We start from the raw sequence: 23,699 nt of genomic DNA, 5'->3' as shown, positions 1-23,699 counted from the left end.
CATACGACAAGGTTAACACTCAAAGCATCAACTATTTTGGAGACACACCACTAGATTGCTTTAGGCTTCCGATCGAGCCTGACCGGATGGCTGGCTTTTGCCCCGAGGACTTTCCGTCGTCCTGGAATCGGGATCAGGTGGTTTCTCCCTGTATGACGGTCAGGAAATCCTGGTCGCCATCAGATATGCGCGTGGGGGCAGACTTTTTGCTCACTGCTTCAAGGTCCGCAGCGATCTGTCTCATCAGCGCGGTGGTGTCAACTTCCATCGTGGTCAGCCGGGGCGATACGAGCTGACCGACTTCCGTTGCATCCATGCCCATCACAGCCAGGTCCCTTGGTGTTTCCAGACCCAGTGTGCGGCCTGCAGCCAGCACAGCAATGGCGACATCGTCGTTGTAGCAGGCCACTCCAAGGGATGATCCCTCCGCGGAGACGGTAGCAAGGGCCAGGGTTGCGCCAACGATGTCGAGGGGAACTTCAATTCGTGCCGGCCGTGGCAACCCGGAGGCATCTGCCACAGCTTTCAGTCCGGCGAAACGGCCAGGACCGTAAGGGTCTGTCCTTTCGTCAAGCAGGGCAGCGTAGACGAGAGGCCGTGGACCGCCGCGAAGTAGTTCTTCGGCCATTTTCTGGCCGATCAGATAGTTCGGGTCTGCTCCAGATCCGGCGGTCCAGCCAACGCTGGGGCTGGTCACCACGCCTGACGCTGCCAGAGTTGCCTGGTCTTCAGTGTTCAGGCCACCGAGATTCACAACCGCGACGGGCCGGAAGTTCATTACTGCGGTCAGGGTCTCGGCAAAATCCCGGCCAGCAAAACGAACTACAACGCTCAGCCCGTGAATGTCTGCGAGTCTGGTGATTTCATCAACCAGGTCCTGAAGGTTACTCCCGAACGTTGTGTTCGGCATGACGACCACGATAACGTCACTTCGGCCTGTGACAAGCGCCCTCCCGGCCGGCGATGGCCGGTACTTCAGCTCGGTGGCTGCATTTAGGACGCGGTTGCGGGTTTCTTCGGGAAAACGTGAACCCTGCCCGTTCAAAATGTGACTGACAGTGGCCCGGGACACGCCGGCTCTCTTGGCGACATCAAAGCTCGTTGGCCGCCGCGTCTGTGCTGTTTCCGCTACCACAGCTTGATCATCTCATAGAAGCCTTTGACACGTGATACTCGGATATCCCCGCCCCGCAGCCCCGTCCAGTTCGCCTGAGGCCCGCGGCTCCGCCCGCTGATGCCGGCCGTCACGTGGTGGAAGCGCTGTGGCTGAGCATTCGTCTGGCCTCCCGGCGTTGACGCTGCCGATCGGGGTCGGCGGTGGGCGAGGCCAGCACAAGTCTGCGAGTGTAGTTGCTCTCCGGCTCCTCGGTAACCTGCGCTGTCGGACCTGTTTCGACCAGCTCACCGCGGAACATTACGGCTATACGGTGGCTGATATGGCGCACGACGGAGAGGTCGTGGGTGATGAACAGGTAGGCAACCCCGGTTTCGCGCTGCAGATCGATGAGGAGGTCTAGAATCCGGGCCTGGGTAGTAAGGTCCAGTGCTGAAACGGGCTCGTCGCAGACGATCAGCCGGGGCTGCAACGCTAGCGCACGCGCAATGGCTATGCGCTGCCGTTGCCCCCCGCTGAATTCTCGTGGATAGCGGGCAGCTGAATCGGCCGGTAGTCCCACCTTGTCGAGGAGGGCCGTTACTGATCGTCGAGCATCGGCCGGCTTCTGCCCCTGAGCGATCAGGGGTTCGGAGAGGATGTCCGCTATTTGGAGTGCAGGGTTCAGTGAGGTGTAGGGGTCCTGGAACACAACCTGGATATCGCGGGCGAGTTTCCGGCGCTCTCGCTGGCTGGCTGCTGTGATGTCGTTTCCGTCAAAGGTGATTGACCCTGAAGTGGGGGCGGCCAGGCCGAGCACAGCTCGCCCAAGGGTGGTCTTGCCAGACCCGGACTCTCCCACTAGCCCGACTGTCTCTCCAGGGGCTATGTCCAGGGAGACGCCTCGGAGCACTTCCGGGGCAGCAGACCGGAACCCTCGTCCCGGATAGCTCAGCCGCAGCTTCGATACTTGTAATAAAGGGTTCACTTATGTTCCTTAACGCCGACCAGTTCAGGATCGGTCCGGACAGTAGCCTCGTCCAGGATCGAAGAGATCAGTTCCTGTGTGTAGGGGTGGGAGGGGTTACGGAAGATGGTCCTGACATGCCCTCCCTCGACAATCTCACCGTCACGCATTACGAGGACCCTGTCGCAAAGGTCGGCGACCACCCCGAAGTTGTGTGTGACAAGGAGGACCCCCATGCCAAGCTCACCCTGGAGATCGCGGAGCAGGTCGAGGATTTCCGCCTGCACGGTCACATCGAGAGCGGTGGTGGGTTCGTCGGCAATCAGCAGTTTAGGCCTCGGCGCAACTGCACCGGCGATGAGTACCCGCTGAGCCATCCCTCCGGATATTTGGTGCGGGTAGGACTTGAAGGTGCGCTCCGGGTCCGTGATTCCGACACGGGCCAGCAGGGCCAGTGCTGTTTCCTTGGCTTCCTTCTTGGACATCGATGCTCTGAGCCCTTCGACCAGTTGGCTGCCGATGGTGAAGGACGGGTCCAGGTTCGACATCGGTTCCTGTGGAATGTAGGAGATGACGCTGCCACGCATGCGCCGCAACAGCTTCCCATCCTGCTGGAGGAGTGAATCGCCGGCGAGGTTCATCACATCGGCGGAAACTTCGGCTTGTTTGGGAAGGAGCCCCAAAATTGAGAAAGCGGTCTGCGATTTGCCGGACCCCGATTCCCCGACAAGACCCACGATCTCGCCGGGACGGATGAACAGGGACGTTCCCTTTACAACCTCCTTGCGGGTCCCATCCAAATTCGGGTAGGAGACGCGAAGATTGCGTACCGAAAGCAACTCCGCACGAGCCGAAGCCGAAACCTCCGCTGACTGCGGGTGCGCCTCCAGAGGCTTAGTGACTTCAAGTTTGGCCGCGGATTGCTTCTTCTTTTGGCGGGGCGCCACCGCCTGCGGCCCAGCGAGTGCGTCCCGGTATGCATTGCCGAGCAGGACAAGCGCTGCGTTCATCAGGGCAAGGAACAGGGAAGGCCAGAGGAGCTGAAGGGGTGCCCTATAGATGTTCAGGAACGCGTCGCCGGTCATTGTCCCGAAGTTCGCGTCCTGACCTGAGCCGAAGCCAAGGAAAGCGAGACCGGCCTGAATGCCGATGGCGGCGGTGGCCATGAATGCCGCTGAAATGATGATCGGGCCTCGTACCACGTACAGCACGTGCCGGGACAGGATCCGCCGATTCGATAGTCCAGAGACTTTGGCGGCGTCGACGTACAGCTCATTCTTGACTCCGATGACGAGGTTTCTTACCAGCCAGAAGATGCCCGGCGATATGAAGATGCCAAAGAGCGCCATCATGGTCTGATACGTCCCGCCCGTGATGGGCTGCAGCACCATGATCAGGATCATGGCGGGAAATGTCATGAGGAGGCTGAATAGCCAGGCCAGCACGCCGTCCAGACGCTTTCCGATATAGCCGGAAATCAGGCCAAATATGCTGCCGATGGCCACTGCGACGCCGGAGCCGATCAGTGCGGAGATTACAGAAACGTTGATGGAGGCAAGAACGCGGGACCAGATGTCGCGGCCGTTCTGGTCCGCGCCAAGGAAATAACCCGGAGTTCCCGGGGGCGCGTTAATGGCTGAAAGTTCGGCGGTGTTCGGATCATGGCCTCGCAGCACCGGTTCCAGTATGCCCAGCATGACGATGCTGAGGAGAATGATGACTGAGAATAGCCCGAGCGGGGTGCTGATAATGCGACGGAAGGCACCTATCCGTTTGGGGGCGTTGGCGGCACCTACGTCTGTGGTCTGGCCGATGGAGGGTGTGGTCATGACATCCTGACTTTCGGGTTGAGCCACCCGCTGGCTATATCGATGACGAGATTCATGACGACAACGAGGCCGACGCCAAAAAGCGTTACGCCGAGCATGGCGGGCAGGTCGAACTGCATGGTCGCGTTGAAGCCGTAGGTGCCGTAGCCGGGCAGGGCAAAGATTTTCTCGATGAACAGGGAGGCTCCAAACAGTGAGATGAACTGAAGCGAAAACGTTGTGAATCCTGGCCCGGACGCATTGCGCAGAGCGTGCTTGAGGAGAATGGACCTTTCCGATACTCCGCGGCTGCGCAGTGTCCGGACGTAATCCTTGCTCAGTTCGTCGACCAGCGAGCCCCGGATCTGGGCTGCGAGAGCCGCGATGCCTCCGATGGAGAGGATGATCGCGGGCAGAATCACTGATGCGAACCACTGCCCGGGTGAATGATCAAACGACGTATAACCTACCGCCGGAACCAGTTTCAGCGAGATGGCGAAAACGTAGACCATGGCAATGGCCAGAATGATCGCGGGGAAGACGAAAGTGATGGTCGAGATTCCCTGCAAGATAGCGTCAACAACGCCGCCCCGAGCGGCGCCGACAACGCCCAGCCAGATACTGACAGTCAACGTAATGGCAGCCGAGAGAAGCACAACGGAAAGAGTAACGGGGAGACGGCTGGCCAACGCGTGCACAACGGGCTCGCTGGTGTAGTATGACGTGCCCAGATCTCCCTGCAAAACGCCTGCAATCCAGGCGAAATACTGTTCCAGGATGGGACGGTTCAAGCCCAGCTGCCCGTTGAGGATGTCAATTTGTTCCTGGGACGCTGCAGGGCCGAGGATATTGCGGGCAACCGGAATGTTTGCGCCGTAGGTCAGGAAAAACGTGATGGCGGTAACGACGGTGATGAGGACAAGTCCGGCGCCGACGCGGCGGAGAAGAAATGGGATCACAGGATACTCCTTGTGATGCTGTGCGGGGCCTCGCCCGCACAGCATCAGTAGTCTCTAACTAATAGCGGTGCGGACTATTTGGAAACAGGCTTGAAAGGGAGGACGTTCTGTCCTCGTGCGACCGGCGGCGTGAATTCGATGCCCTTCTTGACCACGTAGACACCCTCACCTGCGATGATCGGCGCGTAAAATGCCTGCTCAACGAGGTACTTGTTGATCGCCTTGAATGCGCTGACCTGCTTCGCGTCAGGGGCGGCGTCCGCCGCTGCACGAAGAGCGTCAAGCTCCGGTGTTGTCGCATTGAACGGATTGAAGACACCTGTGAGGTTATTGTTCAGATCCAGCGCGTCGGACCCACTCAGACCGTTGAACATGAAGAACATGCCATACGACCGGCCAAGGACCTTGGCGTAGAAGTCCTGGAACGGTACCGATTCCCACTTCACCTTAATGCCGATGGCACCGAGCTGCTGGGATAGCACGGATTCGAAACGCAGAGAGATAGGGGTGCTCGGCATCGTCACTGCAAATCCGTTGGCGTATCCTGCCTCCGCCATGAGGGACTTGGCCTTATCTACGTCAAACGGGTACGCGCTCAGGAGGTCCTTGTCGAAAGTCTCTCCACTGGGGCTGACCATCTGATTCGTCGCGCCCCGTTCGGCGCCAATGAGCTTCTTCTGAATCGACTCGCGATCGATAGCAAGGTTAATGGCCTTACGCACGCGGACATCGGCCAGAGCCGGCACGACGCTTCCCGCACGGTCGACGATGAACAACCCACCGACGGCAGCGGGGGGAGTGGGGCCGCTCGAGAACTGGCTTTCGGGGTATTGTTTTGCTTCTTCTGCGCTTGAGACAGAAGTTGCGTCGAGCTGGCCGCTCAGCATCGCATTCTGCACGGCCGTTGCATCGGCGATAATCTTGGTTTCAACAGTCCCATAGGGGTACGCCCCTGCGTCCCAGTAGTCCGGGTTCTTGGTCAGCGTGTAGACCGAACCAGCTGTCGTCTTTGCCTTGTCGAGGACGTAGGCACCGGAACCTACGGGCTCCAGCTTTGAACTCTCAGCGGTGAGTACTGCGGGGGCTCCGACGGCACCGGCGACACTTGCTAGCACCGGGACTAGAGAAGCGTCGGGCCGAGACAAGCTGACCTTCACCGTGGAACTGTCCGTAGCTTCCACTGATGCGATCGAGGTCAGGTTAGCCTTCGTTGAGGCCCCTGCCATGGCCGCCCTGAGCGACGCAACAACAGCCTCGGCATTAACCGGGGTGCGGTCGGTGAACTTCATGCCATCCCTGATTGACAACGTTAGGGTCTTCTTGTCATCCGAGTACTCCCACTTCTTGGCGACTCCACCTTCAAGCTTCCCGTCCAAAGTCTGGTGAATCACAGTGTCATACACGGACAGGAAAAGTGTTGCGTCCCCGCCGGTCCAGTTGCCGATCGTGAAGTTTCCGGGCGGGGAAGCAGCAGCCAAATGAAGGGTCAGGTTCTGGGGTTCTTCACCGCCGGCCTGGGAGCCAGGGCTGCAACTGGCCAGAGCCAGCACGGTCGTCGCAACGGTGGCTACCGCTGCGAGTTTTCTAAGAATTTTTTGCACTGATGACTTCCTTGTCTTGGGGCGGGAACGTGTGGGCGTTGGAGTGGGTCTATGACTCGAGCGCCAACAACCACAACTCGAGCATGAGCCACATCACATCTAGTATCACGTGATATGGAGCGTACGGTATCACGCGTCACTAAGCTAGTGGCAAAATTGATCAATGTAAATAGGGGGCAGCGGGGCTCTCCTCTGATGGCTGCAACGAAACCCCCACTTCTATTGACACGTGATACTTGCGGTTCTATCTTTTAGGGAAGACATTTTGCCGAAACGTTTCAAAGGCAGTTCCCGGTCGTGGAAGATCACGACTGCATCCCAGCTTTGCTGAGAGGCGCTGACCCTGAATACCCCCCGGCACGACAAAGGAGTCCCCCTAATGAGTGAGCCCAACACTCACAATTCACTTCCCCTCAGTACGGCGTTCCCGCTTGCCGGGGCAGTGAGTGAAGTAGAAGCAGAGGAACTGACGGCAGCCCTTGGCTCGGACAACGACGGCAGGGGTCTTCCCCGGGTCAGTGGCCGGTGGATTCTGCTGCTGGTCCTGGCCGTATTCGGCGCATACATCGCCTTTGTTACACCCATCGCCATCTCTCTGGCCATCCGGGTCAAAGACCTGGCTCCTGACAACGAGGAGTACCTCGGCTTCATCCTTGGTGCAGGTTCGGTGGCAGCACTGATCTTTGGCCCCCTCGGCGGTCAACTCAGCGACCGCACCCGCACCCGGTGGGGCCGTCGCCGTCCCTGGCTGATCGGTGGGACCCTCCTAGGGCTGGTGGCACTGGCTACCATGGGAACAGCCCCATCGATCCTGGTCCTCGGCATCGGCTGGATCATCGCCCAGATCGGCTTCAGCCAGGTCCTGAACAACCTCACCACCATTCAGGCTGACCAGCTCCCTGAGTTCCAGCGCGGCAAGGTCGCAGGCTTGACAGGTTTCGCCTCCATGGCCGCACCTGTCTTTGGCGCCATCATCGGCGGAACGCTGGCGTCCCAGTCCTTGCTGCTGTTCCTGATTCCGGGCGCCGTCGCACTGGTATTGGTGCTGCTGTTTGTGATCCTCGTACATGAGGACGACAGCCGCCACAATACCTTCGACCAGCCCCTCACGGTCAAGACCGTTGTATCGAAATACCTATTCAACCCGCGCCGCCACCCGGATTTCTCCTGGAACTGGCTGGGACGGTTCCTGTTCTACTTTGGCCTCACGCTCAACACCACCTACACCGCGTTCTTTTTTGCTTCCCGGCTGGGCCTGCCTGTCACTGAGGTCGGCGGCATCGTGGCCATCGTCGGGCTGGTAGGTATTGTCGGCACCATGGGCGGCGCTCTCGCCAGTGGTTTCGTCTCAGACAAGTTGCAGCGGCGGAAGCCGTTCGTGCTCGCCGGCGGCGCACTGTTCGCCCTCGGCGCCGTCATCATGGCCTTCGCTCCCGACATGCCCTTCCTGATCGCGGGATCCTTTCTCACCAACCTGGGTATCGGTATCTTCTCCGCGGTGGATCAGGCCCTGCTGCTGGATGTACTGCCCGAGCGTGAAACAGATGCAGGCCGGTTCGTCAGCATCACTCAGTTCGCAACGACCATTCCGCAGGCCCTGGCCCCTATCGTTGCATCGCTGATACTGGCCCTTGGTACCTCGGCAGCGATGGAGAAGAATTACCCCCTTCTCTACATCGCCGGCGCCGTTTTCACCATTCTTGGCGGACTCGTCATCCTGCGGGTGAAGGCCGTCCGCTAACCCCCTACCGCCCGCCGACCCTCCGACAGTAACCGCAACAAGGGAAAGCAATGCCTCAAACACCCAAACCGCTAGTAATCCTCCAACCCGCCCCCCAGTTGCGCGATCGGATTTTCCGGGAAGAAACACTGGCTCGCCTCAACGAGGAATTCGATGTTCTGGACCTCGAGGCCACACCGTCCGGGGGATCATTCCGGGCAGCCCTGCCGGACGTCTTCGCCATTGTGGGACATCCCGAACTGCCGGCAGACACCATAAAGGTAGCGGAAAACCTCAAGGCCATCATCAACGTGGAAGGGAACTTCTTCCCCAACGTCGATTATGCTGCAGCGTTCCGGCAGGGAATCCGCGTGCTTGGCTGCGGACCGGCCTATTCCCAGGCCGTAGCCGAATACACTCTGGGCCTGGCCCTGGACCTCGCTCGGGGCATCAGCCGCGAAGACCGCGCAATGCGAGAGGGTACGGAGCGGTGGGTGGCCGGAAGCAACCACGATTCCGTTCTTCTCCGCAAAGCGAATGTTGGCTTTGTCGGCTACGGCAACCTCGGCCGTGCGCTGCATCGCCTCTTGAAGCCCTTCAACAACACCATCCGAGTCTACGACCCCTGGCTGCCTACCTCAGTTCTCGAGGATGCTGACCTGATTCCCGGCTCGCTGAAGGAAACGCTCGCCCAAAGCCAGTTCGTCTTCGTTTTCGCTACGGCAACGGCTGAAAACCTGCATTTCGTGAACGCTGAAGCCCTTGATCTCCTGCCCCCGGGCGCGCGCCTGATTCTTGTCAGCCGTGCCAACGTCGTTGACTATGACGCCTTACTGGAACGTCTCGCACAGGGAAAGATCTTCGCCGCCGTCGACGTGTGGCCGACTGAACCGTTGCCAGCAGACAGCCCCTTCCGAAACCAGGAAAACACCGTCCTCTCCGCGCACCGGGCGGGAGGAATTCCGGAGGCCTTCTACAGCATCGGCGACATGGTCTGCGACGACCTGGAACTTCTCAAAGCCGGCCTGCCGCCCTCGAGGCTGCAAATTGCCGCGCCCGAACTGGTGACCCGATACCGCAACAAGCCTGTCAGCTGACGAACACCGTCCCTGAACACTCCTCCACGCAACACCACTCTGGTCGGAAGGACATCCACCATGACTTTTGAACCCCAAAGCTCATTCATTAGCAGCAGCAGCGCCTCCAACGCAGGAGACCCAGCGGTCTACTTCCGCAGGGAGTTCGACGTCGACGATCGGCTGCAGCGGGCAACGCTGCGGATCACTGCGCTCGGCATCGTGGAGCCATACCTAAATGGCGGCCGCGTGGGCGATGAGGTGCTGGCACCAGGCTGGACCTCATACCGGCACCGGGTGATGGTCAGCAGCTACGACGTAACGGACCAGCTGGTGGCAGGGCAAAATGCCTTGGGCGCCATCGTGGGAGAGGGCTGGGCCGTCGGAGACCTGACTTGGGAAAAGAAGCGCCACAACTACGCCGACAGGCCGGCACTTTTCGCCCAGCTGGAGCTGGAATACGGGGACCGCACAGAAATCATCGCCACCGATGAGCAGTTCCGGGTAGGCGAGGGGGCAGTCCGCAAGAACGGCATCTACGCAGGCGAGACCTACGACGCCCGGCTGGAGCCGGACGGCTGGCACCAGGCAGGGTTCGACGACGGCGGATGGGCTTCAGCGCAGCTGTTTGACTGGAACCTGGAGACTCTGGAACTTCCCACCGCGCCGCCCATCCGACGGATTGAAGACATCGCCCCGATCGACATCCTGACCAGCCCGCAAGGCAAAACGATTGTCGACTTCGGACAGATTGTCTCCGGCTGGGTCCGGTTAGCCGTTGCCGGCGAAGCCGGCCGCACTGTAACGCTTCGCTACGCCGAGGTGCTTACCCCGGACGGTGAGCTGGAGACAGAAACCAACCGCGGTGCCGAGACCACGGACCGGTACACGCTCGGCGGAGGCGGGCTGGAAACCTGGGAACCCGGCTTCACGTTCCACGGGTTCCGCTTCGTCGAAGTGTCCGGGTGGCCGGGTGCACCGGAAAAGGACGCCTTTACGGCAGTCGTGGTCCATAGCGACATGCCCCGCACCGGCTGGTTCGAGACCTCGAACGAGCTTGTTAACCAGCTGCACAAGAATGTTGTCTGGTCGATGCGCGGCAACTTTGTTGGAGTGCCCACCGACTGCCCGCAACGCGACGAGAGGCTCGGTTGGGCAGGGGACCTCAACGTCTTTACGCCAACGGCAACCTACCTCTATGACGTGCGTGGCGTACTTGGGTCCTGGCTGCAGGACCTGGCCGCGGAGCAGGAGGAGACCGGCAGTGTTCCATGGGTTGTCCCGTACGTGGACGCCAATATGGTCCCCGTTCCGTCAAGCCCCACAGCGGTGTGGAGCGACGTCGCGGTCAGTCTCCCCTGGGCCCTGTACCAGGAGTACGGCGACCTGGACATACTTCGCCGCAGCTACGACTCCATGACAGCGTTCGTCCGGCAAGTAGAGCCGCTGCTCAATGTGAAAGGCCTATGGGACACAGGATTCCAGTTCGGTGACTGGCTCGATCCGGATGCCCCCGCCGACCGCCCATGGGACGGAAAGACTGATAATCACCTCATCGCCGCAGCCTACCTGTGCAAGACAACCCGCGAGATGGCCGAGACTTCACGTCTGCTTGGCGAAAAAGACGATGCCGCCCGGTTCCGCGCCTTGCACGAGAAGGTGCGTGGCGCATTCCGCGACGAGTACGTGTCGCGGAACGGTCGGGTCACCAATGAATCGGCGACCGCCTATGCCCTGGTCATCATGTTCGGCATCCTGGATGAGGACCAAAGGTGCAAGGCCGGTGATCGGCTCGCGCAGATCATCGAGAAGGCTGATTTCACGATCTCGACAGGTTTTGCCGGAACCCACGTCGTGACTCACGCGCTCAGCAGCACAGGGCATCTTGAGCAGGCCTACAAGCTCCTGCTCAACACCGCCCCTCCATCTTTCCTTTATCCGGTCACGATGGGTGCAACTACGATGTGGGAGCGCTGGGACTCTCTGCTCCCCGACGGCACGGTGCACGCAACAGGAATGACCTCACTGAACCACTACGCGCTTGGCGCCATTGGTGAGTGGCTGCAGCGCGTTGTCGGAGGGCTCAACCGGATCGAAGCCGGATGGACACGAATTCAAATCGCGCCCAAGCCAGGGGGCGGCATCACGTCCGCCAAAGCCGCGCATGAGACTCCAAGCGGGAGGGTCGAAGTCTCCTGGCATGTCGAGGACAACGAGATGAGCCTCGACCTTACCGTCCCACCCGGCACTTCAGCGGCCGTCATCCTTCCCCTGCACCCTGACAACGCCGAGCTCGAAGTGGGCCCCGGGCCGCACTCCTGGCGCTACACGCTTTCGGAAAAGTACGGTGCACCCATCGAATACACCATGGACACTGTCCTGGGCGAGATCTTCGCCAACGCAGAGGTATGGGCAGCGGTTCTGGATGTCTTCCGGGAGCACCTTCCAGGAGTGCCGCTCGACGCTGCCGCCACGCACCTGGCCGCCATGCCGCTCAGTGCAGTCGTGGAGCGGGCACCCGACACCAAGGAATTGGAACGCGACCTGCGGGATGTCCTCAGCCGCGCCAATTCATGATTCAACGGCAGGGAGAAAAAGTTTCATGGCGATTTTAGTATTTGGCTCGATAAACGAAGACGTGATCATTCCGTTGGAGCGGCGTCCCGCGGCTGGGGAAACCGTGCTCGGCTCAGAGGTGACTTTGGGCCAGGGTGGTAAAGGTGCAAACCAAGCAGCAGCAGCAGCGGCCGCCGCCGGCGTTGAAGTCCGGATGGTGGGTGCCGTGGGTGCCGATGGAGCAGGCAACCGGGCCCTTCAGGCGCTAACAGTCGCTGGTGTAGAGACAGATTTGGTCGCCACGCTGGAGGACGCACGCACAGGCACGGCGTACGTGCACGTCACTCCGGACGGAGAAAACTCGATTGTCGTCGTTCCGGGCGCCAACCATGCAGTGGACGGGACGCTGCTTGGGCAGCTGCAACCCGCACTGTCCGCATCCGATGTTGTCATTGTGCAGACGGAAATAGGTTCTGCGGGCGCTGACGCGGCGGCGGAGCTGGCGTCCGGCAACGGTGCCCGGCTGGTGTTGAATGCAGCACCGGTCATCCCGCTGACCAGGGAGACCTACAGCGCCTGTGACCCTTTGGTGGTGAACGAACACGAGGCCCGGGACATCGCTGGTATTGACCCCTTTGTTCAGGACCCAACAATCCTTGCTGAGGCTGTCAGGAGAGTTTCAGGGGCGCGGTCGGTGGTTGTGACACTCGGCGCGAAAGGGTGCATCGTCTTCGATGCCAACAAGCAATACCTTGTCCCGGGTGAGTCAGCACGCGTTGTGGACACCACCGGGGCAGGTGATGTCTTCGTGGGTACCCTCGCGGCACGCCTGGCTCTGGGGGACCAGCTGGAAAGGGCAGCAACGAGCGCCAATGCCGCTGGTGCCCGCGCCGTTACTTGGCAGGGAGCCCGCGAAGTCATCCCCGCCCACGCCACACCCCGAGGATCAACGTGCTGAAAACTATCCCCCCGGTAATTGGTCCCGACCTTCTCTGGGCCATCGCAGCCATGGGCCACGGAGACCAGTTGGTCATCGCGGACCGCAACTACCCCGCCCACTCAGGCCCGTCCCGAACCCTCGAAGCCCTCGGCGTCGACACCACGACCTTCATCGAAAGCCTTCTTCAGTTGTTTCCCGTGGACGATTTTGTTTCTCCCGAGGCGTTCGCCATGGTCCCCGACGAAGGGGCTGAAGAGGCGTATGAATCACACCGGTCCGCCACGCAATTGATCAGCAGGGCCGAGAACAGGCCGGTGGAGCTCGCCCGTGTCCCGCGAACCAAATTTTACGATCTCGCCCGTTCCTCCTTCGCTACCGTCATCACGAGCGACGCCCGCCCATACTCGTGCTTCATCCTGGTCAAAGGAGTCGTTCGCTCATGACAGCGCGCTTATCCAACCGTCCCGGCCAAACCTGGCTGGACACCTCCGGCAACCGCATCCAGGCCCACGGCGGCTCCATCCACTACGAAGACGGAGTCTTCTACTGGTATGGCGAGAACAAGGAGAAGACCACTCCTGGCAGCGGCAACTGGCACTGGGGTGTCCGCGCCTACTCCTCAACCGACCTTTATAACTGGGATGACCGCGGGTTGATCATCCCGCCGGTACTCGATGACCCGTCGTCGCCGCTGCATCCGGCACAGAAGATGGACCGTCCGCACATCCTTTTCAATGAGGCCACCGGCAAGTATGTCTGCTGGCTCAAGTTGATGGGGGAGGGGAGCCACGGCGCGCAGCGCTCCACGGTGCTCACCGCCGATTCGGTCCTGGGGCCCTACGAGATCGTGCGGGCCGGCCTCGAACCGCTCGGCATGAGCGCCGGCGACTTCGATCTCGTCATCGACCCCGTCACCAAGAAGGCGTACTACTACTTCGAGAAGGTCCACACCGAGCTGATCTGCGCAGAGCTGACGGACGACTACACCGACGTTACGGGGGAATTCTCCACCCACTTCCCGCACCCCGGCCCGCCATTTACCAGGGAGGCACCCGCCCATTTCGAACGGCACGGGGTGCACTACCTTGTCACTTCCGGCTCCACCGGGTACTTCCCGAACTTCTCCGAAGTGGCATCGGCGCCTGCCTATCACGGTCCCTGGACCGTTCTCGGCGACCCACATCCTGACGACCCCTCCCGGACGTCGTTCCGGTCGCAGATCAGCTGTGTGTTCAAGCATCCACACAAAAAGGACCTCTACATTGCCCTCGCCGACCGATGGCTGCCCCAGCTGCCGGAGAACATGCCAAACGTCTACGACGTCGTGGCGTCAATGACGCAGGATCGCAGGATTCCGGACGCGTCACCAACGAAAGCAAACGGCGGCAGCTCCAGCGGTGGCTCGCTGTCGGATGCCGGCGATGGCCGGGCGGCGATGGCCGCAGGACTGGGCGAGAACACCGCGATCGCCGACTACGTGTGGCTCCCTATCCGCTTTGCCGATGAGCACCCCGTTATCGATTGGCACGACGAATGGCGGGTTGAGGACTATGACTGAGGCTGCTAACAACCCCATCCACATAACAGCTCCGGCCAGCGCAACCGATACTCACACCCACCCTGGTCCGGGCGGGAACAACCACGACATTGACTGGTTCTTCAATGATCCCTACGTCGACGTCGACGAATGGCGCGACACCCCCGTTCGCCACCGCTACCTGCACGGGGGATTTGGTGGCACCGACACCCGGTTCTCCGTCTACCTGCCCCCGGCGGACCAGTACCAGGGGCGGTTCTTCCAACACGTCACACCAGTGCCCGACAGCGAGAACCTGGCGCAGCTGGACGCCGGACCACACAACAAGATTGCCTTCGCCATCGCCAGCGGCGCCTACTTCCTCGAAACCAACGGCGGTGGAACTGCCGGCAAACCAGGGACCGGGGTTGATCCCACCATCGCTGCCTACCGCGCCAACGCGGCCGCCGCCCAGCATTCAAGGGTTCTGGCAGCACAGGCTTTCGGGGACCACCGTCCCTACGGCTACGCCTTCGGGGGAAGCGGCGGCGGGTTCCGCACGATCAGCGGTGCAGAGAACACCGCCGGGGTCTGGGACGGCGTCGTGCCGTACGTGATCGGCTCCCCGATGGCCATTCCCAATGTTTTCACGATCCGCATGCACGCCCAGCGTATCCTTCGGGACGTTCTGGACCAGGTAGTGGATGCCGCGGAGCCGGGCGGCAGCGGCGACATGTTCGATGGACTGGATCCGGAGGAGCGGGAAGCGCTTCTTGAGGTCACCCGGATGGGATTCCCGCCCCGTTCCTGGTTTGGTCACCGCACCATGGGAATGCACGGCTTTTCAGCCCTATACGCCGGGGTGGCCATGGCGGACCCGGGCTACTTCGAGGATTTCTGGACACAACCTGGTTATCTCGGATTCGAACCGCCCCCTTCACTGATTCGTGACCGGGTACAGCACCGGTGCAGGATCGGTGCCCTGCTAACCGCAGCAGATCTGGCGGCGCAGGGTCAGGTGGTTCAGCCTCTGGCGGGGCAGTCCCAGGGCGGTGTGGATGATGCCTGGGTTGGATCAGCGGGCGGCAATGAGGTTCCTGTCGCAGTCCGGCTGGAGGGCGGTCCCGGGAAGGAACTCCTCGGCGCGGAGTTACTGGTCGCGTCAGGCGCGGCGAAGGGCGCCCGGATTGCATTGCTGACCGTGGCGGATGATCTCGCCGTCTTCGGACCAGTCGACACCGCGGTCCTCCGGCAGCTCCGGGCCGGCGATTTGGTGCAGGTGGACAACAGCGGGTTCCTGGCTTCCCAGACCTACCACCGGCACCAGATGCCTGGCGCGGACTATCCGGTTTGGGACCAGTTCCGGAACCCCGATGGATCGCCCAGATACCCGCAGCGGCCCATGCTTCTGGGGCCGCTCTTCGCAGCTGCAACCGCCGGGACGGTGCAGAACGGCTGTTTCGGCGGGAAGATGATCGTTGTCGAGTGCCTGCTGGACCGCGAGTCATTTCCTTGGCAGGCCGATTGGTACCGGACCAAAGTGCAAGAGCAGTTCGGGGAGCAAGCGGCAGACAGGTTCCGCCTGTGGTACGTGGACAATGCCCTGCACGGCGACAGCGAGGCGCAGGAGAGACCCACCCATACCGTCAGCTACCTCGGTGTCCTTGAGCAGGCACTGCTCGATCTCAGTGCCTGGGTTGAGCAGGGGGTGGAACCGCTGGCGTCCACGAGCTACGAGGTCATCGACGGCCAAGTGGTTGTCCCCCCGACGGCGGCACAACGGGGCGGCCCGCAGCCCGTGCTCTCCCTTCTCATTGACGGCCAGACGCGCGCTGACGTAGCCATCGGCGAAGAGGTCACCCTCATTGTTGCCGTTGAGCTGCCGGCACAGTCCGGCAGCATCACCGCCATCGAGTGGGATATGGACGGAAATGGGCACTTTCCTCATACGGAAGCTCTTGCGCCCGCTTCGGGGGTGGACACGTACCGGACGTGTTCGTTTGCAAGGCCAGGCACTTATTTCCCTGCCGTTCGGGTCACTTCACAACGCGACGCAAACGCTGGCACGCCATTCGGGCGCGTCCAGAACGTTGCCCGGGTCCGGGTGGTCGTCAGCTGACACCACCCCGGAATGGCTAACGAGTCAGCCCGCGCCCCGCCACACTGGCAAGGCTAGGTCTAGGTCACCCAGGGTCAGCACTGCCAGTGCTGCCCAAATGTAGGGGGTGGGATCGGAGTCTTCGCTGGTTGCCCACCGCAGCCAGGCTTCGAAGGTCGCTCCGATGAGGGCAGCGCACAGGTACTGTGCGGTGTCTTCGGGAATGCCCCGGGCTGTGAGGTAGGCGCGGGTCTGCTCACGACGGGTTCCCAAAAAATCCTGGCTTCGGCTCATCAACTCCGGGTGCTCAGCGATCAGACGAAGCCTGCCCCGGGTGACGCCGAGGTCCGGGAGAGCGGCAACGCCGGCAAGCACAGCTTCGCGGAGTCCGTCCAAAGTCTCGCGACGGGACATGGGCGGGGCCGGGGCTGACTCGAACGCGGTACCTGAGGCCGCTATGACCGGCCCCATTCCGCCCCATACCAAGTCGGCTTTGTTCGCGAAATGGCGGTACAGGCTTTTGCGTCCGACCCTCGCCTCGCCCGCAATGTCCTCCATCGAGGGCACGTCAGGGAATCAATCGGTTGAACGAGAAGAGAAAAACCAGCCGTGAAGCAGATGGACAACGTCAGTGGCCCTGAGGCTGAGCCGAGGCAGGTTCCTGTGCCGGGCCGGAGAAGGCGCGATGTTGCGCTTGCGGCAGGTGTATCCGTCGCTACCGTCTCTAATGTCATCCACTATCCGGACTTAGTCGCAGCGGGAACCCAAAAGCGGGTCCAGAGGGTCATCCAAGAACTGGCTTTTCAGCCCGGTCCGTCTCCCCGGGCACTACGGAGGCCAGGTCGAGCGTTCCTGATCCGAAGCGAGAAACTGTGTCGAATCCTGTCCCGGGCACCAAGAAGGGCACGTTGGACGGCGCCAACGATGTAGGCGCTCACACTTACTCAGATCCGGAAAATTCGGGCCTAGACTCGGAGATAATGCAGCGAGGGATCCGCCTTAGCCTCCGCGTGGGCCCAGAAGCCCTGAGTGGCATCGTGGACGCGGTCATGCCCGACAAATTCTGCTTCTGGATCTGGGTTGACGGCGGCATGGGACGACGCATGATCGATTCCCGGGATCCGTCCCTCGTCCGAGCCCAGACTAGGTGAACTCGCAAGCACAGGAGCGGAAACTGACCCATGAATGCGTCTTCCGGGGCAATCTGTCACCGGTCTTCCGCGGCGCACATTTGCCAACAGGTTCGCCCCATGTCCCCGCAGCTGGTGGCGTTAGACCCCGCTTCCCTCACTAATTGAAAATCGCCAGATAATCGATCTTCCGTCAACCCGCCCACGTCTGGACCAGCCTTTGCTCCCTGCCAACTAGGTGACTTGAGCGGTCCACGGCTGGGGTCAATGTCGGTCCGGTTGCAGAACCGCAGGAAATGAATTGTGAACGCGTCTATGACCAGCACGCAGGACATATAAGGCGGAAGCCCCCGGAACGCTTCCGCTTAATGGGTGATTACGCGCGGGTCCAATCGAGCATGCACACGGACGTGGGATACCGCGTTCCGCCAGTCGATGATTCCTCCGCCTTCGTGGCCGTTAAAGGGCCACACTTGAATCCGCTTGTCCAGGGTTGCGTAGTTGTTGAATGCCGCGTACACGGTGGAGGGGGGACACGTGATGTCCATCAACGCGGTCGAGACGTAAAGCGGGGCGCTGGCCCGGCGCACGAAGAACACGGCGTCGAAGTTGGCCAAGGTGTTCATTACTGTCATAACGGAATCGCGGTGAACCTTGAGGAAGCTAGCAACTTCGGAGTATGGCTGTTGGTCGGTGATATGAATTGCACGGGAGAAATCGCAGAGGAAGGGCACTAGTGCTGCGGTTGCGGCGACATCGGGAACGAGTCCCGCCACAGCCAGAGCGAGACCACCTCCCTGGCTATGGCCAGCGATGCTGACGCGGGCAGGATCGACCTGAGGAAGTGTCCGCGCTGCGTCGACGGCGCGTACGGCGTCAGTTATGAGGCGCCGGTAGTAGTAGTCCTCGCGATCGAGAATGCCTCGTGTCATGACACCTGGGTGTGCGGGGCCGGTGGTTCCCTCGTCGCCGGTGTTGCCGACTGACCACACGGATCCCTGTCCTCGCGTGTCCATTTGGAAGTGCGCGAATCCGCTGGATGCCCAGAGTAATGACTCCTCGGGGTATCCCCGGCCTCCGCCGTACCCGACGAATTCCACGACCGTGGGCAGGGGCTCGGTGGCTCCGTGTGGAACCCTGAGCCAGGCGGCTATCGATTGGCCTCCGAAACCCGGGAACCGTATGTCGAAGACGTCCACCGTGGTGAGGTTTGTGTCCACGGGCGTGATTTGGGGGGTCCAGTCGAACTGTCGGGCTTCCGTGATGGTCCGGTGCCAGAACGCGTCGAAATCCGGAGGTTCTGTCCCGGAACCCATGTACCTGCGTAGTTCAGTCTCGGGCAGGTCGAACAAGGCCATTGGCGTGCTCCTTCTGAAGAATGGGTCGGCGGCTAGGCCGTGATTCGGAATTGTGCCGAGAGTATCAGCGGGTCGCGGGAGTGTCGGCCGACGAGCAGGTCGAAAGCTCCTGGTTCGACGATGCGGTGGCCGTGCTGATCCACGAGGGAGCATGACCGCGCGGGAACGGACAGGTCCACTTCCACCGACTGTCCGGGCATTATCTGGACTTGGGTGAAGGATTTCAGTTCGCGTTCTGCCCAGGTCACGCTTGTCACGATGTCGGCAACGTAGACCTGGACTGTCTCGAGGGCAGGTCGGATTCCGGTGTTGGTGAGCGTGACCGTGGCCTGCACTTGCCCGTCCGCTGTGATGTTTTCCGAAAGGATGCGGAGGTTGGTGTAATCGACCGTCGTGTAGCTGAGTCCTTCGCCGAATGCGAAGAGCGGGTCCTGTGAGAGGTCTGCGTAGCGGTCTCCGTGTTGGCCGCGGATCTGGTTGTAGTAGATCGGGAGTTGGCCGGCGTGGCGTGCGAAGGAGATGGGCAGCCTACCGGTCGGTTCGATCAGTCCCAGGATGAGTTCCGCGACCGCTTGCCCGCCTTTCATGCCGGGGTTGAAGGCTTCGATGATGGCGGCGGCGTTCAGGACGGCCTGGGGCAGGACCGAGGGTTTGGACTGGATGAGGACGACGATGACGGGGACTCCGGTTTCGAGGAGGCGTTCGACTAGTTCGATCTGGCCGCCTTGGAGTTCGAGTGTTGCTGTTGATTTGGTTTCGCCGGCCAGGGCTACGGTGTCACCGATGACGGCGACGACGTAGTCGGCGTTCCGGGCGATGTTGACGGCGTCCTGGAGCATGGCCTCGTCCGTGCCTGCCGCGAGGAACATTGGTGGCCGTGGCTGCCCGTCGGCGTACGTGGCTCCGGCGGGGTCCGGCACCAGGTGCCCGATGTTGGCTCCTCTGGCGTGGGTGACCGTCCAGTTCGCCGGTGCGACGGCACGGAATCCATCGAGGACGGTTGAAGTCAGGTGCCGTGGGTGACCGTCGGGAAGCCAATTTATTTGTCCGGAAGCGCCGGCCCAGTCGCCGAGTTGTGCATGGGGGTCGTTTGCGTTGGGGCCGATCACCGCAATGGTCATTGGGGCGCCGGTTGCTTCGGCTCTGCCTGTGTCCGAAGCGTTCAGGCCACCGTCGAGAGGGAGGGTGCCGTCGTTGCTGAGCAAGACGAGGGACCGGCGGGCCATTTCCAGGTTGATGGTGGCGTGCTCTGCGGAGCCGATGACTTTGGCCTGCTGGGTCGCGTCCGGGATGCGCGGATCCTCGAAGAGTCCGAGCTCGAATTTCAGGGTGAGCAGACGCCGGACGGCGTCGTCGATGAGGCTCTCGTCGAGATCACCCCGCTTGACGGCTTCCTGGGCTCCTTCGAAGAACTGTGGCGTTGTCATGACCAGGTCGTTGCCCGCTTCGACGGCGACGGTTGCGGCGTGGACGTGGTCTTCGCAGACTTTCTGTTCCCAGACCATGCGGCCGACGTTGTCCCAGTCGGTGACCAGGGTGCCGGTGAATCCCCACTCCTCTTTCAGGACGTCGTTGAGCAGCCACTTGTTGGCCGTCACGGGAATGCCGTCGATGGCCTGGTAGCCGAGCATGAACGTGCGGCACCCTGCTTCGACTGCTTCCTGGAACGGGGGAAGGAACCACGAGCGTAGTTTCCGGCGGCTGATGTCGGCTTCACTGGCGTCGCGGCCGCCTTGGGTTTCGGAGTAGCCGGCGAAGTGCTTCGCGGTGGCGAGGATGGCGGTGGGGTCCGTGAGTCCGTCTCCTTGGTATCCGCGGATCATCGCTTTTCCGAGGGCTCCGATGAGGTGCGGGTCTTCGCCGAACGTCTCATTGACGCGGCCCCACCGCAGGTCACGGCTGATGCAGAGCACGGGCGAGAACGTCCAGTGCAGTCCGGTGGAGGCGACCTCGACGGCGGTGGCACGGGCACCTTGTTCCACCAGGGCCGGATCCCAGGTGCTTGCCATGCCCAGCTGCGTGGGAAAGATGGTAGCTCCGGGCCAGAACGAGTGTCCGTGGATACAGTCATCGGCCATGAGCAGGGGGATCTGCAAACGGGTGGTCAGCACGAGCTTGCGCGCTTCGACGATGCGTTCGGGTGAGGCGTGAAGGAGCGATCCTGCAAGTTTTCCGAGCACCAGGTCCTCGAGGTCGCCGCGGGCGTCGAGCTGAAGCATCTGTCCCACTTTTTCCTCGAGTGTCATGCTGCTCAGGAGGTCTTCGACTCGTTCGGGGATGGGCAGTGCCGGGTTGGTGTACGGGGCGGTGCGGAGTTCGCTCTGCGGGGCGTTCATGTGGGTTCTCGTTTCTTGAGGGCTGCGCGGCAGGTTGTCAGAGCGTGAAGGTGAGTGTCCGTTGGTGGCTTTCGACATGTTCGGCGATGTCGAAGGCTTTATCGGCGGGCTTCAATCGCACGGCACTTGGGGCAGTCGCCGTCACGGTGCGTTGGTTGCCGCTTTTGCGCGTCCAATGCACGGTGATGGGCCCGTAGGGGGTGGGGACGGTGCCCTCGGCCCAGTCGAGGTTGCTTGGCGCAGGGTCAATGGTGGCGGTTGTGAATCCCGGCGATGTAGGGCCGACGCCGAGGATGTAGCGGGGGAAATGCTGTAGGGGCACGCTTCCCCACGCGTGGCAGTCGCTGCGGAGGCTGACGTTGTCTTCGGCCCAGGTGGTGAGGTTCATCTCCAGCATGTCTTCCCATGGCTTCCAGTCGATGCGGTCGTCGGCTCCTGCACGGCGCAGCGCGTCGAAGAGATCGAGTGTCGTCGCGTATGAGCAGGGGGCGAGGCCCGCGTCGGTCGTCGCGCGGCGGAGAAGGTCGGCAGCGTCGGCGCCGTCCACCGCGCCCGAGAGCACGGCCCATACCTGGGCGTGAACGCTCTGGGGACGTCCACGATCGGTGTCGCGGAAGTAGCCCGTCGCCTCGTCCCAGGCCGGACCGGAGATGATGCGGTCTGCGATGACGTCTGCCCGGGAGAGGTATTCCTGGGACAGCCCCTTCCTGTCGCAGAATCGCGCGATGGACCCTGCCACCCTTAGGGCGGCGATGTACATGAAGGTGAGGATGGTGTTGGCCCGGCGAGGTCCGAGCTCCGGAACGCCCCTGGACTGGCGCCATGCATCTGTCCAGTCGACAAAGTTCCATACCGCTCCGTCATCTTCCGGAGAGATGACGAAGCCGTCGGGAGAGAGCCGGTCAGCGAAGTACCCCAGCACCGCGTCTATCCTGCCAATAAACCGTTCGGTGAAGGATGGATCGCCGACATGGTCGACGTGGTCGGAAATCATCCTGATCCAGTAGAGCGAGAAGCCGGGGATGAATTGCGGTTCGACGCTTGGCGAGCGGCTTTCAGTCAGACCCATGGGGTCTCCCGAGGCGGCGAAGTCTTCGATGGCCCGTCTGATCAGGCGGTCGTCGGAGGACAGGTGCAGGGAGAAGAGCGCTTCCGAGCGGGTGTCCATGGCGTACTGGAGCTGTTCGTAGAAGGGACAGTCCTCGAACGTCTCATGCATGCAGTTGAGCAGCGTACGGACACTGACATCCCAAAGTCTCCGGTGGCGATCGGATGAAGAGGAAAAGGAGCCGCTGATTTCCAGGGGGTAGTGGGTTTGGGTGAGGGTCAGCGGATGGACCCGTACGGCCGCCTCGGTGGTAGTGATGCGGAGCCGAAGGTATCGGAAGGTTCTGAACCAGTAGGGGGAGTACCGTTCGGGGCGTTCCGGGGTCCCGGTGCCGGAGAGGGTGTAGCTGTCCGGGTCGCCGTACAAGTCGCCGTTAATGTGATCCGAGCGGTCACCTTTGAGCCGCAGCCAAGGAACCTCTGTTGGGGGTTGCTCATAGCACTCGGCTGCAGTGATTTCGAGACGTGCACCGCGGCCGGCCTCGACTGCTATTGCCAAGAATGCGGTCACCAGGGATCCGGCATCGAGATCGACACTGACGTCAGTGCCGGGTGGAATCTCGACGGCTTCCGCGCGTAGGAGAGCGGCCCAATCGATTGCCGGGTTCGAGGTTGTGGCGATGGCTGCGATTGGCACAGGGTCGAGCGTCAGATTCGGGATCGACCGATTCGCGAGAGTCGGCCGGGGAACAGTACTGAACGGTTCCTGGCTGTCTAGGAGTGGAGTGTGCCAAGTCGAATCGTCGAATTCGGGGTCCGTCCAGTCATGCTCGCTCGCCTCGCCGTCAACAGTTTCCTGAATACCGAGGAAGACCGTGTTGCGGCCCTGATGAAAATGACGTCCGGCTAAGGGCACGCACTTCCATGCCGTTGGGGTGGACAGATCGACATCCGCGATCGTTCCCCTGACCAGAAGGCCTGGCCTGCCCGTGCGTGGAATGGAGGCGTTCCCGAGAGCAGAGGTCGAGTAGGACAACACGTCGATTCCAATGACGTTCTCCCCAGGCGAAAGGTTGGGGGTGACATCAACCGTGTCGACGAACCACGTTGCCCCGGAGGGTTTTGCGGGCCCGGCGGCGATCAAATCGCCGTTGACGGTCAGCCGGTAGCGGGAGTCTGCGGTGATCCGCAGCAGGGCCGGGGCTTCAGTGACCGACTCGATGCGGATTTTGGCACGAAACCGCATGGAAGAGGCCACACCGTCACAGGGTGCAGCGGCTTCCGCGGGAAGCCCGAACCAGGGACCATCCAGATCCGGGCTTGCCATGCCGTGCTCTACTTGAACCAATTCGAAACTCTTCATTGCCTACAGACTCATCACGGTGTTGTCGGTGGAGGGAGCAGTTGAAACGCGGGGGCGGGGGGGGGGGGGGGGGGGAGGGGGGGGGGGGGGGGGGGGGGGGGGGGGGGGGGGGGGGGGGGGGGGGGGGGGGG

At 61.7% G+C, this 23,699-nt stretch carries 18 protein-coding genes and 1 pseudogene; 9 read left to right on the top strand and 10 right to left on the bottom strand.

The window, feature by feature from the left end; all coding sequences use genetic code 11:
• Positions 1 to 133: 133 nt before the first annotated feature.
• The 6 genes and pseudogenes from AC4CS3_RS23280 to AC4CS3_RS23255 all read right to left on the bottom strand — a co-directional run bounded on the left by AC4CS3_RS23280 (position 134) and on the right by AC4CS3_RS23255 (position 6,428).
• Positions 134 to 910, bottom strand: a complete 777-nt coding sequence (locus AC4CS3_RS23280; protein ID WP_269995125.1) for a substrate-binding domain-containing protein — start codon at positions 908 to 910, stop codon at positions 134 to 136.
• 63 nt (positions 911 to 973) lie between these two features.
• Positions 974 to 1,135: pseudogene (locus AC4CS3_RS23275) on the bottom strand (LacI family DNA-binding transcriptional regulator); the annotation flags it as partial.
• 109 nt (positions 1,136 to 1,244) lie between these two features.
• Positions 1,245 to 2,081 (bottom strand): ATP-binding cassette domain-containing protein, encoded by an 837-nt coding sequence (locus AC4CS3_RS23270; RefSeq protein ID WP_269995123.1) that lies wholly within the window; start codon positions 2,079 to 2,081, stop codon positions 1,245 to 1,247.
• A complete protein-coding gene (locus AC4CS3_RS23265; protein ID WP_269995121.1) occupies positions 2,078 to 3,889 on the bottom strand; it encodes a dipeptide/oligopeptide/nickel ABC transporter permease/ATP-binding protein in 1,812 nt (603 codons plus the stop codon). The genes AC4CS3_RS23270 and AC4CS3_RS23265 overlap by 4 nt, the downstream gene beginning before the upstream one ends.
• Positions 3,886 to 4,827: an ABC transporter permease gene (locus AC4CS3_RS23260; protein ID WP_490785431.1), complete on the bottom strand. Its 942-nt coding sequence runs from the start codon at positions 4,825 to 4,827 to the stop codon at positions 3,886 to 3,888. The genes AC4CS3_RS23265 and AC4CS3_RS23260 overlap by 4 nt, the downstream gene beginning before the upstream one ends.
• Before the next feature lie 74 nt (positions 4,828 to 4,901).
• Positions 4,902 to 6,428, bottom strand: coding sequence for an ABC transporter substrate-binding protein (locus tag AC4CS3_RS23255; protein ID WP_269995118.1), 1,527 nt, complete (start codon positions 6,426 to 6,428; stop codon positions 4,902 to 4,904).
• Positions 6,429 to 6,807: 379 nt separating this feature from the next.
• On the opposite strand from AC4CS3_RS23255, the gene AC4CS3_RS23250 reads away from it, so the two are divergent.
• From AC4CS3_RS23250 to AC4CS3_RS23220, 7 genes are read left to right on the top strand one after another with little or no spacing between them, the layout of a single operon-like run.
• Positions 6,808 to 8,169, top strand: a complete 1,362-nt coding sequence (locus tag AC4CS3_RS23250; RefSeq protein ID WP_269995116.1) for an MFS transporter — start codon at positions 6,808 to 6,810, stop codon at positions 8,167 to 8,169.
• Positions 8,170 to 8,219: 50 nt separating this feature from the next.
• On the top strand, positions 8,220 to 9,245 hold the full coding sequence (locus tag AC4CS3_RS23245; protein ID WP_269995113.1) for a hydroxyacid dehydrogenase: 1,026 nt from the start codon (positions 8,220 to 8,222) through the stop codon (positions 9,243 to 9,245).
• A 60-nt stretch (positions 9,246 to 9,305) separates the two neighbouring features.
• Positions 9,306 to 11,801, top strand: coding sequence for a glycoside hydrolase family 78 protein (locus tag AC4CS3_RS23240; RefSeq protein WP_269995111.1), 2,496 nt, complete (start codon positions 9,306 to 9,308; stop codon positions 11,799 to 11,801).
• Positions 11,802 to 11,826: 25 nt separating this feature from the next.
• Entirely contained in the window at positions 11,827 to 12,738 is a 912-nt protein-coding gene (locus tag AC4CS3_RS23235; RefSeq protein WP_490785430.1) for a ribokinase, read from the top strand.
• Entirely contained in the window at positions 12,732 to 13,163 is a 432-nt protein-coding gene (locus tag AC4CS3_RS23230) for an RbsD/FucU family protein (RefSeq protein ID WP_269995108.1), read from the top strand. The genes AC4CS3_RS23235 and AC4CS3_RS23230 overlap by 7 nt, the downstream gene beginning before the upstream one ends.
• A complete protein-coding gene (locus AC4CS3_RS23225) occupies positions 13,160 to 14,278 on the top strand; it encodes a family 43 glycosylhydrolase (protein WP_490785429.1) in 1,119 nt (372 codons plus the stop codon). The genes AC4CS3_RS23230 and AC4CS3_RS23225 overlap by 4 nt, the downstream gene beginning before the upstream one ends.
• Positions 14,271 to 16,355 (top strand): hypothetical protein, encoded by a 2,085-nt coding sequence (locus tag AC4CS3_RS23220; protein WP_490785428.1) that lies wholly within the window; start codon positions 14,271 to 14,273, stop codon positions 16,353 to 16,355. The genes AC4CS3_RS23225 and AC4CS3_RS23220 overlap by 8 nt, the downstream gene beginning before the upstream one ends.
• 24 nt (positions 16,356 to 16,379) lie before the next feature.
• Here the strand turns inward: AC4CS3_RS23220 and AC4CS3_RS23215 are convergent, their stop codons facing one another.
• Positions 16,380 to 16,892 (bottom strand): TetR/AcrR family transcriptional regulator, encoded by a 513-nt coding sequence (locus AC4CS3_RS23215; RefSeq protein WP_269995154.1) that lies wholly within the window; start codon positions 16,890 to 16,892, stop codon positions 16,380 to 16,382.
• Positions 16,893 to 16,952: 60 nt separating this feature from the next.
• On the opposite strand from AC4CS3_RS23215, the gene AC4CS3_RS23210 reads away from it, so the two are divergent.
• Together AC4CS3_RS23210 and AC4CS3_RS23205 are read left to right on the top strand one after the other, a co-directional pair.
• Positions 16,953 to 17,264: a LacI family DNA-binding transcriptional regulator gene (locus AC4CS3_RS23210; protein ID WP_269995152.1), complete on the top strand. Its 312-nt coding sequence runs from the start codon at positions 16,953 to 16,955 to the stop codon at positions 17,262 to 17,264.
• Between the two features lie 50 nt (positions 17,265 to 17,314).
• Positions 17,315 to 17,485, top strand: coding sequence for a hypothetical protein (locus AC4CS3_RS23205; RefSeq protein WP_462200282.1), 171 nt, complete (start codon positions 17,315 to 17,317; stop codon positions 17,483 to 17,485).
• Between the two features lie 344 nt (positions 17,486 to 17,829).
• Here the strand turns inward: AC4CS3_RS23205 and AC4CS3_RS23200 are convergent, their stop codons facing one another.
• Genes AC4CS3_RS23200 through AC4CS3_RS23190 form a run of 3 tightly spaced genes read right to left on the bottom strand, consistent with a single transcriptional unit; the run spans position 17,830 to position 23,568 of the window.
• Complete coding sequence (locus AC4CS3_RS23200; RefSeq protein WP_269995103.1) at positions 17,830 to 18,822, bottom strand: acetylxylan esterase; 993 nt, start codon at positions 18,820 to 18,822, stop codon at positions 17,830 to 17,832.
• A gap of 32 nt (positions 18,823 to 18,854) precedes the next feature.
• Positions 18,855 to 21,158 carry an exo-beta-d-1,3/1,6-glucosidase gene (locus tag AC4CS3_RS23195; RefSeq protein ID WP_490785427.1) on the bottom strand — a complete coding sequence of 768 codons (2,304 nt, stop codon included), beginning with the start codon at positions 21,156 to 21,158 and terminating at the stop codon, positions 18,855 to 18,857.
• A gap of 37 nt (positions 21,159 to 21,195) precedes the next feature.
• The gene (locus AC4CS3_RS23190; protein ID WP_490785426.1) at positions 21,196 to 23,568 is read right to left on the bottom strand and encodes an alpha-L-rhamnosidase-related protein; all 2,373 of its coding nucleotides are present in this window, start codon (positions 23,566 to 23,568) and stop codon (positions 21,196 to 21,198) included.
• Positions 23,569 to 23,699: the final 131 nt, after the last annotated feature.

It is taken from the genome of Arthrobacter sp. SE2, assembly GCF_058244265.1.
This window is presented reverse-complemented; position numbering and strand designations above follow the sequence as displayed.

What these genes read in the sequence shown, in the direction of transcription:
- AC4CS3_RS23265 (WP_269995121.1), bottom strand. Translation starts at nt 3,889, where the DNA reads ATGACCACACCCTCCATCGGCCAGACCACAGACGTAGGTGCCGCCAAC.
- AC4CS3_RS23195 (WP_490785427.1), bottom strand. Translation starts at nt 21,158, where the DNA reads ATGAACGCCCCGCAGAGCGAACTCCGCACCGCCCCGTACACCAACCCG.
- AC4CS3_RS23190 (WP_490785426.1), bottom strand. Translation starts at nt 23,568, where the DNA reads ATGAAGAGTTTCGAATTGGTTCAAGTAGAGCACGGCATGGCAAGCCCG.
- AC4CS3_RS23210 (WP_269995152.1), top strand. Translation starts at nt 16,953, where the DNA reads ATGGACAACGTCAGTGGCCCTGAGGCTGAGCCGAGGCAGGTTCCTGTG.
- AC4CS3_RS23220 (WP_490785428.1), top strand. Translation starts at nt 14,271, where the DNA reads ATGACTGAGGCTGCTAACAACCCCATCCACATAACAGCTCCGGCCAGC.
- AC4CS3_RS23245 (WP_269995113.1), top strand. Translation starts at nt 8,220, where the DNA reads ATGCCTCAAACACCCAAACCGCTAGTAATCCTCCAACCCGCCCCCCAG.
- AC4CS3_RS23240 (WP_269995111.1), top strand. Translation starts at nt 9,306, where the DNA reads ATGACTTTTGAACCCCAAAGCTCATTCATTAGCAGCAGCAGCGCCTCC.
- AC4CS3_RS23250 (WP_269995116.1), top strand. Translation starts at nt 6,808, where the DNA reads ATGAGTGAGCCCAACACTCACAATTCACTTCCCCTCAGTACGGCGTTC.
- AC4CS3_RS23235 (WP_490785430.1), top strand. Translation starts at nt 11,827, where the DNA reads ATGGCGATTTTAGTATTTGGCTCGATAAACGAAGACGTGATCATTCCG.
- AC4CS3_RS23225 (WP_490785429.1), top strand. Translation starts at nt 13,160, where the DNA reads ATGACAGCGCGCTTATCCAACCGTCCCGGCCAAACCTGGCTGGACACC.
- AC4CS3_RS23205 (WP_462200282.1), top strand. Translation starts at nt 17,315, where the DNA reads ATGCAGCGAGGGATCCGCCTTAGCCTCCGCGTGGGCCCAGAAGCCCTG.
- AC4CS3_RS23200 (WP_269995103.1), bottom strand. Translation starts at nt 18,822, where the DNA reads ATGGCCTTGTTCGACCTGCCCGAGACTGAACTACGCAGGTACATGGGT.
- AC4CS3_RS23215 (WP_269995154.1), bottom strand. Translation starts at nt 16,892, where the DNA reads ATGGAGGACATTGCGGGCGAGGCGAGGGTCGGACGCAAAAGCCTGTAC.
- AC4CS3_RS23280 (WP_269995125.1), bottom strand. Translation starts at nt 910, where the DNA reads ATGCCGAACACAACGTTCGGGAGTAACCTTCAGGACCTGGTTGATGAA.